Here is a 12,341-nt window from a genome sequence, read left to right as displayed (position 1 = left end):
TATATCCCTCCTATTTCAGCTTAATGTTTTATTTTTCACTTTTTCTATCTCAACTAAAATCCCTTTCTCTATCCAACCCTCTACGCCATCTTTTTTAATTAAATCATATCCTGAACAGCTATCATCAATGAGAGAAACGATATCTCCCTTCCTAACGCTTATTTGCGCACAAGAAATATCGGTTTTCACTGTATATTCACCTGACTTAAGTTGTTTCATATATTCATTTTTTACAGTGAGCACATTATTCGTTTCCTTTTGTTTACATACGGTGTAATCTTGCATCTTCTCGATAGGCTCTATGTAATAATACGGATATGTCACTCCGCCCTGCATTTCTGAATTCGCATTAAAATCCGCTATTACTTCGTACTCTGGAAAATAGTCTACATATGTATAAGAAAACGTATCGCCCGTTTGTTTCCTCTGAATAATAAATACGTTTAATTGCCCTGCTTCTTTAATTGCATTTCCTCCATCAATTGCAATAATTTTTTTCTCCTTATCAATAACTGGATTATTAGACGGTGCTTCTTCAGAATAGTTCACGACAGGCCAATGACCGACTATTACATACTTATTTGCTTTATGTGATTGATTGAAAAACTCCGGCATTGCTATCGCATTTTTGCGCTCAGTTTCTTTCCAATCTACTCTATCTTCTAGACCGGCATGCACAAAAATATAATCTTCTGTTTCAATCGCTGTTGGCAACTCTGTTAGCCAATATAGTTCTTGTGAAAATTCACTTAACAATGCTTCTTTCACTTCACGAATTGAAGTGCCCTCATGAACTGAAAAACCCAATTGCTCTAGCCATTCATTAAAAATTGAATGCTTCCTCGTACATAAATAATTAATAAGACCAGGATTTTCATTTAGAAGAGCATCAACTAAAACTTCACAATTCCCTTCAACAACGTGAACCTTTGAATTGTTCTTTACAAGATTCATAACGTAGTTTACTACGCCTACGCTATCTCGTCCTTTCTCGCAAAGATCTCCATTAATAATTAAATAATCTTCATCTTTAAAGTTAACTTTATGTAGTGCTTCTTTTAAAAGATTTAATTCTCCATGAATATCCGATATGACGATAACTCTAGCATCATTAGGGATTGATAGTTTCTTTATTTTTTTCAAGTATAAGCGCTCCAATCATTCTCTTTATTAAATTAAAACTATTCGACAAAATACACTATATAACCTTTTCAAATACATATACCATAACTTACAACCTATTTACGGTTTAATAATAACTTAAAAAATAAGAAGGAGCTGTTCCCAACTTTTGCGGGACAACTTCTTCTTATTTTTTATAATTCTTTATGAAAAGAATAACTCACCTTATCATACCCTTCTCTTTCATAAAAACGATGAGCATCAATTCTTGAAAATGCTGACGTGAGGACGATAGACTCACATCCGTTTTCCTTTCCCCAGTTCTCTATATACGAAAGTAATACTTTCCCATGTCCTTTTGAACGATGTGCTTCTGCTGTTACAAGGTCATATACGAAAACGTGTTTCTTATTATAAAAGTTCGTACAAATCGCTACACCTGCAAGGCTAACAACTTCATCATTCTCATTACGCAGCAAAAATAGTTTATAATTTTCTTCTTTCATATTTCGAAATAAAGAGCTTGTTTCCTCTTTTGAAAGTTTCATTCGTAATTGCTGTAAAACAGGTAATACTTCATGTAATTGCTCTTCTGTTACTACTTCTTTAACATTCATTTTTAACTCTCCTCTAACTATTTATTTAATTTTCTAAATGTTATATCATTATTATAGAAAGTAACTGCCCTTCACTTAAGTGACAGTTTAAGTATTTTTTATAAGGCCAGTTTTAAAGGAGAGTTTTATATGGATTTTACTATCCCATTGCAATTACAAAGTAACACACCTATTTACTTGCAAATTTACGAATATATTAAAGCTGAAATTATACAAGGGACTATTTCTGTCGGCACACGTCTACCCTCACACAGAAATTTAGCATCACAACTTAATATTAGCCGCATTACTGTTGAATCAGCTTATCAACAATTATTAGCTGAAGGTTATGTAGAAAGTAAACCGAAACGTGGTATTTTTGTAGCAAATTTCGATATTGACGTTATCCCAAATAAAAAGCGAAATGCAGCAAAGAAGACGAGCAATTTGATAGACGACAAATTTGAATATGATTGTAGCCAAGGACTTATTGATCAAAATGCATTTCCGATTACAAATTGGAAACGAGCATTACAAGAATCCATACTTACATACGAAAATGCACTATTTGCCAAAGAAGACCCTCAAGGTGAATTCGCTCTTCGAGAGCATATATCAACATATTTATATCATTCTCGCGGTGTCCATTCTTCACCTGATCAAATTGTGATTGGCGCCGGAACGCAGCCACTTCTCTGGCTACTACTTCAACTGCTTGGCCCTACAAAAGAATACGGCATTGAAAACCCTGGATTTCACCGTATACACGCAATCATTAAAAGCTGTGATAGACAAATTCATCCCATACCATTGGATGAAAAAGGGATTGATATTTCTAGTTTATACAATACAAATTCCAATGTCGCATACGTTACACCATCACACCAATTTCCGCTCGGGATTATTATGCCTTTATCTAGAAGATTAGAATTGTTAAAGTGGGCTAATGATTGCAGCGGATACATTATTGAAGATGACTATGACGGAGAGTTTCGCTACGCTGGTAAGCCGATTCCTTCTTTACAAAGTCTTGATTCAAATGAACGCGTTATTTATATGGGAACTTTCTCAAAATCTTTTTTACCTTCTTTACGAATGGGATATGTTGTTTTACCACCACACCTTTTAAAAACATATCAAGAACTGCATGGAATTTTCAAACAAACAGTCGCTACAATACAACAACTTGCTTTTGCTAACTTTATACAAAGCGGGAATTGGGAACGTCACCTTAATCGGAGTCGTACACTATATAAAAGAAAACATCATGCGTTAGTAAAATCCATTATGAAAGAAATGGGGGCTAATGTTCAAATTCTTGGCGAACAGTCCGGACTTCATATTGTTTTATGTGTCCATAACAGTATGAATGAAAATGAACTGATTGAATCCGCTAAAAAACAAAGCGTTAAATTATACCCACTTTCTCCATATGATTTCGTGAATGATTTACGTAAGGAATCATACGTATTACTCGGCTTTGGTAGTATTCCAGAAAATAAAATTGAAACGTTGGCTACATTATTAAAAGACGCTTGGTTTCCTAGTTGCAAGGAAACTTTTTAACAGTGGATTTAACTTGTAACATGTTAACAATTCAACAAAATAAAAAAGAAGGCTGTCCAAAATAACTTTTTGGACAGCCTTCTTCTAGTTATTCACCTGACCTAGCTTTCCTTCCCGGACGTTTCACACCAGTCGTTTCTGTTGAATAGGAAGCTTCGATTATAGCGGCTGGATCTACAGAGAGAACGAGATCTTTCATTTTCGGATAAATGAATCGGTTTGTAATGCAATAAATGATTCTCTTATGCTCCCCTAAAAAACCACCTTCTCCATGTAGATACGTAACAGATAGTTGCAATTCTTTCATAAGTAAATCGCCTATTTCTTTATTCTTACCAGAAATAATCATAACGCTCTTACCTTGATTAATACCATCTAATATAAAATCAATCATCTTCGTAACAATATAGAAAATTGCTAATGAGAACATCGCTTGTTCGATTGAAAATAAAATGGCAACAAAGATGAAAATAACTGCATTTACTGCAAGTAAAAATGTACTAATCGGTACATTAAAGTGTTTATTCATCCAAACTGCTAACATTTCCGAACCGTCAATTGCTCCACCCATTTTAACAACAATCCCAACACCAATTCCAAACAGTACTCCACCATAAAGTACAATTAATAACTCAGAAGTCGTAATTGCTGGAAATGGTTTTAAATAAATTAATCCGAGTGTTGTAACTACATTCGCATAAGATGTACGGATAAAAAATTTCTTTCCCATTACTTTTGCAGTAAATAATAAAATTGGGATATTAATTCCTAAGAACACACCATAAAGCGGCAATCCTGCGACTTTATTTGCCATAATAGCAATAGCCGTTACCCCGCCATCTACTAATCCATTAGGTGCTAAAATAAGCTCTAATGAACCTGCTACTATAATTGAGCCAATTGTTAATAATACGTATTCAAATACTTTCTTCATTCATTACCCCCAAAACTTATATATTTTCTTAGTATTATTTTAACGTAATTTTACTACTAATTCAAAGGTATCGATTTATATACACAAAAGTTTCTCCTTTATCGCTATTTTTATGTAACACATGTAACGCGTAATACTAAAAACACACTTACAAATTAAAAGTAAGTGTGTTTTTAACATCTATTTAATCTTTACGTACGGCTTCATTTTTAATTTGAATATTTCCTCAACTGCCCTTTGATATCCACCGGCATTTCTAAGCGACTCTCCCACTTTACGACTATTCTCCTTAAACGTCACATCATCCATTACTTTCTTTACAGTCTCACGTAACAATTCAGAAGTTAACTCGTTGCGATTAAGTCTTATTCCTGCCCCTACTTCAGTCAATCGTTTTGCAACGAATGGCTGATCTCCTGTTACCGGAATTACAACTAATGGAACACCGTAATATAACGCTTCACTCGAACTATTCATACCACCATGTGTCACGAATACATCAGCATGCTGTAAAACTTCTAATTGCGGGACATAATTATACAACTTAAAGTTTTTCGGGATATTTTCAAATTGACTTATATTTATCTTCTTACCAACGACTAATACGACTGTCGCATCAACATCTTTAAACGCTTCAAAACATTTTTCATACAAAGCAGGTTGTTCATTAAAAACTGTTCCCATAGAAATGAAAATCACTTTTTCATTTTTTAAATCTTCGGTAGGAAAACTCCCCACTTCTTTTCGAGTAGCAATTGATGGACCTACAAATTTATACGATTCATCAAATACCTCTGAACGTGGCTGATATTCTTTTGAAGTATATACAATCGTAATATCACCAGGATGGTTCATAATATCATACATACTATTACATTTCATTCCATACTGCTTATTCCATCTTTCCATTCGCGCTAAACAAGATTGATATAATGGATCCATTTCATCTACTTGTCTCGCTTCTTGTTCATCATGAAAATTAATGTACTGATTAACAGCAAACGTTGTACAGGATGAAACGCTTGGTAATTGTAAAATATTCGCTATAATACGTCCTACTGGAAAATGATTATCATATATTAAATAATCATATTTTTCCTCTTTTGTTTCTTCTACAATTTGAGTAACAATACGCTCTGATGCTTCAATCATATGAGATAGCATCGTCAAAGGGCTCCCACCTTCATTTACTCGTTCCATAATATTAATTTGAGAGAGAAAATTCTCAAACACTCGGAATTCCGCACCTGTTGCTTCAACCTTCTTTCTATAATCTTCAATACAATAAGAAACAACTGTTTCCCCTCGCTGAATTAACTCACTTACAACAGCTAAAGTCGGATTAATATGACCTTCCCCAGGAAAATTTATTACGAGTACATTTGCCATAACATTCTCTCCTATCCAATTAATATAATAAAATTAACAATTAATTATATTAATTAATTTAAGTCTATTATAAATGAATGCATTCTACTTCTTCATGCTTTTCTCTTCATTTTATTATTGAGAAATATTTTCTATAGTCTACATTATTGTGATTCACAATCTTATAAATGAATGCTTAATTTTACTTTTACTCTTCATAGATTTAAAGATACGAGTCTTACATTCAAGTATTACCACCATTATTTTTAGACAATTCATACAAAAATAGAGAAATATAATATTTTTAATGAATTTTCACTATAAATGTAAGTATGCTGTCTATCTTTTTATCTTTATCCTCATAACACATCATCTGTTATATAATGAATTTATAGAATTTACAGAAAAAGAAGCACATGCCTTTAAACGTGGTTACGAAACAATTATGTCTATTCCTCACTTAGAAGAATATAGACAGCCTTATCGTTATTTATACCGACTGTTATCTGTGCAAGGTAGTGTGGAATTAAAGGAATGGTTAAGTCACCCATCCTATTTTTAAATACGAATGAGAGGGATTATGAAATGGATATTCAGAAAAAGCGTTCTGTAACAGAAAGTGAAATACAACAAATGAAGGATTTGGCTTATATTTGCGGGCAACAAGACAATCTTGATTACTCTTCAGATTTACATATCAACTTTTTAAAAAATCGAAATGAAGATTATATAAACGATTTTCTTCTTTATAACGGTACTCAATTAATTGGCGCTTTAAATATGTATGATTTCGAAAGACCAACAAAGCTTGAACTAATAGGCTTTGTACATCCTCATTTTAGAAAACAACGTTTCGGAACTATCCTTTTACAAACTGCAATAAAAGAAATAGAAAATAGAGAGACAGATGAAGCTCTTCTTATTATTAATGGGGATTCTATTTCTGGGAATGAATTTGTAAAACATATGAAGTTACCATATTTATATAGTGAATATAGTATGGAGTTCAAAACAAACGAAATTCAAAAAACAACAGATAATAATATACAGCTTACTCTTGCACCTTCAGAATTACTTCTTGATCTTATTGAAATTTCTAGTAAAGCTTTTGGTGATTCAGTAGAAAATACGGCTACATGGTTACAAAAAATGATGAATTCATCTTCCCATCAAGTTTACAGTGCCCTTATTGCTGGAAAAGTGATAGGAACAATTACAGTTTCTAAACAAGAGCAATCTACTACACTATCAGGATTCGCCGTTCATCCTTCTTATCAAGGTAAAGGATACGGAAAAGATATTCTTTGTAATATAGTACATACTCTTATTACAGAAGGAGTTTCAACAATTGAGTTAGACGTCGAAACGAAAAATATCCACGCTTTAAAACTATATACACAATGTGGTTTTGAAATTAACACGAGGCATGACTATTATAATTTAATTAATTTTTAGGTGAATACATATGTTAAAAAAACAATTTATTCTAATTATGATATTTTAGCAGACATCTATAATAAACATTGGGACATTTTGTTGAATACTCCTATCCAGCCTCGTTTTACAAGATGCTCTTCCCTACTCTCGTATATTAGATCTTTGTTGCGGGACTGGTCATCTCTGCCGGTAATAGTTTAATTTAGTTGAACTAAAAAGTGTGTTTCGCAAAGTTTACTCCGTATTACATAACGAGGGTATATTCGCATTTGATATGAATAAAAAAATAAAAAAACTGAATCGAAATGATTCAGTTTTTTCTTAATATATTTACAATTGCAGTTGTTTCGTCATTTTCTTTATAGACACGCGGAATTCTTCTATCTAGCATACATGTAACTTCATAGTTTATTGTACCTAACATATCCGCTATTTCTTCTACTGCGATATTTTCTTCACCTTGTTTACCGTAGAATACTACTTCGTCTCCTACTTGTACTGGCATCGCTTTTGAAACATCCAACATTAACTGATCCATACAAACACGGCCAATAACAGGTACTCGAACCCCGTTAATTAACGCATAGCCTTTATTAGATAATTGACGATTATAACCATCAGCATAACCAATTGGTACAGTCGCAATCCATTCTTCACCAGTTGTTACATACGTATTCCCATAACTTACACCACGATTCTTCTTCGCATGTTTAATATGAGCTACTTTTGATTTTAACGACAATGCAGGCTGTAAAGAAACGACTGAATGATCCACTTCTTTTGATGGATACATACCGTACACTCCTATTCCAACGCGTACCATATTTTGAAATGTGTTACTTAATTCCATTGATCCCGCACTATTTGAACTATGAATATATGGTATTTGAATTCCTAATTCTTTCGCTGTATTAACAGCCTTTTCAAATAAACTTGTTTGCATATTCGTATATGATTTATCGATTTCATCTGCCGTAGAGTAATGCGTAAATATCCCTACTACCTCTACATACTCCATACGGTTTAATTCTTCTAAAAATGGTTTAACTTCTTCTTCTTGTAAACCGATACGACTCATTCCTGTATCAATTTTCACTTGAATTTGTACTTTCTTTTGAAGACGGTTTGCAATTTCATTTATACCATGTAAATCTTCTACTCTATAAACAGTCATCATAACGTCATATTGAATTACATCTTCTACAGCCGCTACTGGTGTGTATCCTAAAATTAAAATTGGTACAGTAATTCCTGCTTCTCTTAATTCTATTGCTTCATCTACAAATGCAACTGCAAGTTGATGTATTCCCGCTTCAATTGCAGCTTTGGCAACTTCAACTGCCCCATGGCCATACCCATTCGCTTTTACAGCAGCCATCATCTTAATTTCTTCATCATTTACATGTTTTTTAAATTCTTTTACATTATGTTTTACAGCATTTAAGTCAATTTCTACAATTGTATCTCTTCCATATTTCAAACTCATTGGTCTAACTCCTAACTCAATAATTGCATTCCATTCTATTTCACGTTTCATATGACCTTTTACAATATAATACTTTTCATTATGCTAGTCAAACTACTAGAATTTTCGGAATTTTGAGTATGATATAATATCCTCAAGAAACTATTATATACGGAGACGAGGAGAATTACAATGTTTGTTCAATCTGCATTGCATCAACTAAAAGTTGCTATTGATACTTCTATTTATATGCTTAACCAATATAGTGAAAACGATTTAAAAATACAACCGATTCACTCAAAACGATCATTATTTGAAATGTGTGCACATCTTTCTCTTATTTGTCATGCTGATTTACTCATTTTAAATGGTATTTCAGAAAAAGAATTACATACCTTTTATATAGAACATACGCCCGTAACAGTTGCTCACATGCAACAAACGATGATTGAAGGATACAACCTTCTCTCTAAAACATTTCTTTCCTACTCCCAAATAGAATTAGCAGAAGTTATGACTGCCTATTGGGGGATTTCTTATTCGCGCTTTGAATGGTTACTTGAAATCGTTGCACACTTTTATCATCATCGTGGACAAATTCATATTTTATTATGCGAGCATATGAAAGATCCTCGCATTCCTTTATTTGAGTGATTTTCCACTCATTCATTAATTAGCTACAAAACCAATAAAAAGTATCATTCCTAATAAAATAAATGTTTGAGCATAACCTCCTATTTTCATAAGATAAATAGAAATGATAGGTCCTATACTAGTACCTAAAAATAAAATAAAAGTATATTCCCCTCGCTTTCCCTCCTAATTGACCTCCAAGAGAAACTAAAGACGGAACGGATATAGCAATACCTATTACAAAACAGACACTCATCATTACAAGTAGAGATAGATCCGAAACAAAGCCCATTGAACTTAGACTAAAAATAACAATCAACAATCCTCCTTGAAGAACTTTCCTTACTTCAAACCTCTTTGTTAAAAGACCTGCAAGTGGTGACAGCAACATACCAAACAGCCCTGCTAAGCGAAAATAAAGGATTTGTTCTGCAGTTAAATTGTAAGTAGGAGAGCTCAAATAATTCCCTAAAACAGTATACATATTAACAAAAGCCATTATTAAAACAGGATTTTTCACACTGACTAACTATTAGTTTTAAATAATTCGCAACTTCTTTAAGGCATAAGAAATTCCGCCTTCACTCGCCTTCGTTGTAACGAAATCAGCCCTTCTCTTCAACTCCTCTCCACCATTTCCCATCGCAACTCCTAATCCTACATACTGCAACATCTCAATATCATTTCCACCATCGCCAAAAGCAATGGCTTCTAATTTACTAATGTTTAAATGTTCCAATACTTTTTGAATTGCAGTTAGCTTCGATACTTTACTATCTTCCAATACATTTATAACGTAACCATGAAAACGCTCAAACGTAAGTGCTGGATATCTTTCAATGAATTTTTGAGCTTCTGTATCATCAGCATACAGACATATGCAATACATCTCATCTGATAAGTTTCTAACTTTGTCAGGATACCGCTCTAAATTTAAAGTTTCATTTAACGCTCGCATGACACGTTCATCTTTGGAAGCAATATTATTCATTGCAAATTCTTCTGTAAAGTAAGAAACACTGTGACCATGTAATTCAGCAAAATTTGAAATATCATGAACGATTTCGCTTGAAAGTACTGATTTATGTATAACTTCTTTCCCACATTTTATATGTGCACCATTTGCTGAAATAAACGTATTTATACCTAGTTCCTTAAATTGTGAGCATAAACTATACGGTCTTCCAGTTGTAACAACTACGTGAATTCCTTTATCTATTAACCTTCGTATCGCTTCTTTTATACTTTCGTGCATGCTTCTATCAATCTCACTTAATAACGTACCGTCAACATCGAAAAATACAACTTTGTACATAAGTCTTTACATCCCGTCCAAATGATTCGTATCATTAATGAAATGCACCGTTTTTTGTTCACCCTCAATTTCAATTAAACTTATTCCCGTATCTCCCATTTTGAAATAGTAGTCCATTGAAATTGGCATTTTGAAAAATGCACGTAATAGACTATTAATTACGCCTCCATGGGCAACAATTGCAATTCGATCATATGTATTCTCTATCATAATTTTAGAAAAGATTCCTTCTATTCTCATTCGAAACTCAATAAATGATTCTCCGTTTTCAAAACGGTCATGAAGAAACTTTGGCTCTGGATATTTCTTTGCTTCTTCAAATGATAAGCCTGCTTGCACTCCATTATTAAACTCCATTAATTCCTCTTCTAATTGAATTGGACAACCAATTGCTTCTGCTAATATTTCACCCGTTTCACGAGCGCGTTTTAATGTGCTTGCCCAAATGAAATCTGGCGCAAAATCTTTTTTCACTTTCTGTACAAGTCTTTGTACTTGTTGTCTCCCTTTGTCAGTTAACTCAAAATCAGCTCGACCTTCATGCACATGTAAAATATCAGCTTCTGATTCTCCGTGGCGTATTAGTAGTATTTGCATGTTTCTCTCTCCCTTTATTTAACATTCATAAAATTCCATTATATCACATTTTAAGATTCCAAAATAAAAAAGGAACGGTCTCCCGTCCCTCATCCATTCACTTTTTCCGCATCATTCCAATAATATTTACTAAACGCTTCTGTTAACACATCAATTGTGTTATATAATTCATCTAACGTATTATCAACACCACCAACTTCAATTAACATCGCATTTTTCGATAAATCTTGATTATAAACGCCATTTCCATCTTTTTTATACTTTGGAAAAATCCCTCTACTTAATCCGTAGTAGTTTTCATCTAAATAACTATTGATCGCTCTTGCAATTTTTTCATTTTCAGCACGGCCTTCATTTTCCATCCCAATTATAAAATATAATCTTGCATACGATTTTCCGTTAATTACTTTTGTTGTTACTTTCTTACGCTGATCGTCACGGTGTATATCAATTGGAAACGCAATTTTATTATTTTGTGCTAATGCTTCTTTTACATATTCATGAGACGCTTTATATGATTGCGGCCATTTCCATTTTTTACTCGCTAATAAATCACCCATATTCGTTTTATCGTGAACTACCGGAATTCCTTGTCCTTCAAGTTGCTCTTTCATACGTTTCCCTAGTAAGGACACATTTACATCTGGACTTGATGGATCCGTAGCCCCTGGTAATAATGGAAAGAAGGATTCCCAGCTATGTGTATGATAAATATATACTGCACTTTCACCTTTTTTCGCTCCGTTCTTTTTCTGAACCGGATTATTCTTTTCCGCTTCTGTAACTTTATCTTTTGCTACTTCCCGTTCTTTCGTTACTTCTTCAATCGGTACACTAGATTCATTTGGGATATTCGTCAAGTTTGTCCCTTCCCCAGCTACGATAATATTAGAATAATACTTTGACATACCAGGTACTTCTTTACCGACGAATGTTCTTAAATCTTTAATTTTCAAATCTGTCGCAATAGAGAACATTAAATTTCCAACTGACTCTCTTTTATTCTTCTTAAAATAATCAAATCCGTAATAGCGATTCTCACTTTCTATCATTTGAACAAAACCTTGCATCGATACTTTTCCAAACCATTGATTTGCATAATTCGATTTCATTGTATGTAAAAATGACGTCAAAATCGACGCTATCATAATTACTATTAGCGCATATAAAAGGAGTAACGAAATCAGTTTCTTCCCATGTATTCGAGTTGCATACTTTTTCACTGCATCACCTTCTTTATACATGGATATGTACAAGCTTTTCGGAATATACGCAAAAAAAGAGAAATGGTATCCCATTTCTCTTCCT

Annotated in this window: 12 protein-coding genes and 2 pseudogenes; 5 read left to right on the top strand and 9 right to left on the bottom strand. The window is 33.2% G+C overall.

All coding sequences use genetic code 11. The annotated features are described in order from the left end of the window. Positions 1-15: 15 nt before the first annotated feature. Both NST27_RS10060 and NST27_RS10055 read right to left on the bottom strand, forming a co-directional pair. Positions 16-1,143 (bottom strand): metallophosphoesterase, encoded by a 1,128-nt coding sequence (locus tag NST27_RS10060; RefSeq protein ID WP_000721385.1) that lies wholly within the window; start codon positions 1,141-1,143, stop codon positions 16-18. 173 nt (positions 1,144-1,316) lie between these two features. Beyond that, the gene (locus tag NST27_RS10055; RefSeq protein ID WP_001101109.1) at positions 1,317-1,739 is read right to left on the bottom strand and encodes a GNAT family N-acetyltransferase; all 423 of its coding nucleotides are present in this window, start codon (positions 1,737-1,739) and stop codon (positions 1,317-1,319) included. 129 nt (positions 1,740-1,868) lie between these two features. Here NST27_RS10055 and pdxR point away from each other — a divergent pair, with 129 nt between their 5' ends. Continuing rightward, entirely contained in the window at positions 1,869-3,284 is a 1,416-nt protein-coding gene (gene pdxR / locus NST27_RS10050; protein ID WP_047386013.1) for a MocR-like pyridoxine biosynthesis transcription factor PdxR, read from the top strand. 88 nt (positions 3,285-3,372) lie between these two features. Here the strand turns inward: pdxR and NST27_RS10045 are convergent, their stop codons facing one another. Both NST27_RS10045 and NST27_RS10040 read right to left on the bottom strand, forming a co-directional pair. Further along, the gene (locus NST27_RS10045) at positions 3,373-4,218 is read right to left on the bottom strand and encodes a YitT family protein (protein WP_000755125.1); all 846 of its coding nucleotides are present in this window, start codon (positions 4,216-4,218) and stop codon (positions 3,373-3,375) included. Between the two features lie 180 nt (positions 4,219-4,398). Beyond that, the gene (locus NST27_RS10040; protein ID WP_000024487.1) at positions 4,399-5,607 is read right to left on the bottom strand and encodes a macrolide family glycosyltransferase; all 1,209 of its coding nucleotides are present in this window, start codon (positions 5,605-5,607) and stop codon (positions 4,399-4,401) included. 379 nt (positions 5,608-5,986) lie between these two features. Here NST27_RS10040 and NST27_RS10035 point away from each other — a divergent pair. The 3 genes and pseudogenes from NST27_RS10035 to NST27_RS29560 form a co-directional block, all read left to right on the top strand. Next, positions 5,987-6,148: pseudogene (locus tag NST27_RS10035) on the top strand (nitrate reductase); the annotation flags it as partial. A gap of 23 nt (positions 6,149-6,171) precedes the next feature. Then, positions 6,172-7,041, top strand: coding sequence for a GNAT family N-acetyltransferase (locus NST27_RS10030; RefSeq protein ID WP_000354416.1), 870 nt, complete (start codon positions 6,172-6,174; stop codon positions 7,039-7,041). Then, a pseudogene (locus tag NST27_RS29560) lies at positions 7,042-7,213 on the top strand (class I SAM-dependent methyltransferase); the annotation flags it as partial. Between the two features lie 120 nt (positions 7,214-7,333). Here the strand turns inward: NST27_RS29560 and alr are convergent. Continuing rightward, positions 7,334-8,509 (bottom strand): alanine racemase, encoded by a 1,176-nt coding sequence (gene alr / locus NST27_RS10020; protein WP_001987589.1) that lies wholly within the window; start codon positions 8,507-8,509, stop codon positions 7,334-7,336. A gap of 171 nt (positions 8,510-8,680) precedes the next feature. Here alr and NST27_RS10015 point away from each other — a divergent pair, with 171 nt between their 5' ends. Continuing rightward, a complete protein-coding gene (locus NST27_RS10015; RefSeq protein ID WP_000498002.1) occupies positions 8,681-9,142 on the top strand; it encodes a DinB family protein in 462 nt (153 codons plus the stop codon). A 118-nt stretch (positions 9,143-9,260) separates the two neighbouring features. Here the strand turns inward: NST27_RS10015 and NST27_RS10010 are convergent, their stop codons facing one another. The 4 genes from NST27_RS10010 to spoIIP all read right to left on the bottom strand — a co-directional run bounded on the left by NST27_RS10010 (position 9,261) and on the right by spoIIP (position 12,331). Further along, the gene (locus NST27_RS10010; RefSeq protein WP_003284084.1) at positions 9,261-9,620 is read right to left on the bottom strand and encodes a hypothetical protein; all 360 of its coding nucleotides are present in this window, start codon (positions 9,618-9,620) and stop codon (positions 9,261-9,263) included. 39 nt (positions 9,621-9,659) lie between these two features. Beyond that, on the bottom strand, positions 9,660-10,436 hold the full coding sequence (locus tag NST27_RS10005) for a Cof-type HAD-IIB family hydrolase (RefSeq protein WP_000278944.1): 777 nt from the start codon (positions 10,434-10,436) through the stop codon (positions 9,660-9,662). A gap of 6 nt (positions 10,437-10,442) precedes the next feature. After that, positions 10,443-11,033 carry a histidine phosphatase family protein gene (locus tag NST27_RS10000; RefSeq protein ID WP_001166433.1) on the bottom strand — a complete coding sequence of 197 codons (591 nt, stop codon included), beginning with the start codon at positions 11,031-11,033 and terminating at the stop codon, positions 10,443-10,445. 89 nt (positions 11,034-11,122) lie between these two features. Next, positions 11,123-12,331: a stage II sporulation protein P gene (spoIIP, locus tag NST27_RS09995; RefSeq protein WP_002098533.1), complete on the bottom strand. Its 1,209-nt coding sequence runs from the start codon at positions 12,329-12,331 to the stop codon at positions 11,123-11,125. Positions 12,332-12,341: the final 10 nt, after the last annotated feature.

Origin of the sequence: Bacillus sp. FSL W8-0770 (assembly GCF_038008705.1) — a bacterium.
GTDB classification, from domain to species: domain Bacteria; phylum Bacillota; class Bacilli; order Bacillales; family Bacillaceae_G; genus Bacillus_A; species Bacillus_A cereus.
Note: the sequence above shows the minus strand (reverse complement) of the source record. Positions and strands in the feature narration are given on the sequence as shown.

Coding starts and splice junctions, on each gene's coding strand:
- NST27_RS10055 (WP_001101109.1), bottom strand. CDS start 1,739: ATGAATGTTAAAGAAGTAGTAACAGAAGAGCAATTACATGAAGTATTA.
- NST27_RS10030 (WP_000354416.1), top strand. CDS start 6,172: ATGGATATTCAGAAAAAGCGTTCTGTAACAGAAAGTGAAATACAACAA.
- NST27_RS10000 (WP_001166433.1), bottom strand. CDS start 11,033: ATGCAAATACTACTAATACGCCACGGAGAATCAGAAGCTGATATTTTA.
- pdxR (WP_047386013.1), top strand. CDS start 1,869: ATGGATTTTACTATCCCATTGCAATTACAAAGTAACACACCTATTTAC.
- alr (WP_001987589.1), bottom strand. CDS start 8,509: ATGAGTTTGAAATATGGAAGAGATACAATTGTAGAAATTGACTTAAAT.
- NST27_RS10005 (WP_000278944.1), bottom strand. CDS start 10,436: ATGTACAAAGTTGTATTTTTCGATGTTGACGGTACGTTATTAAGTGAG.
- NST27_RS10010 (WP_003284084.1), bottom strand. CDS start 9,620: ATGGCTTTTGTTAATATGTATACTGTTTTAGGGAATTATTTGAGCTCT.
- NST27_RS10045 (WP_000755125.1), bottom strand. CDS start 4,218: ATGAAGAAAGTATTTGAATACGTATTATTAACAATTGGCTCAATTATA.
- spoIIP (WP_002098533.1), bottom strand. CDS start 12,331: ATGGGATACCATTTCTCTTTTTTTGCGTATATTCCGAAAAGCTTGTAC.
- NST27_RS10015 (WP_000498002.1), top strand. CDS start 8,681: ATGTTTGTTCAATCTGCATTGCATCAACTAAAAGTTGCTATTGATACT.
- NST27_RS10040 (WP_000024487.1), bottom strand. CDS start 5,607: ATGGCAAATGTACTCGTAATAAATTTTCCTGGGGAAGGTCATATTAAT.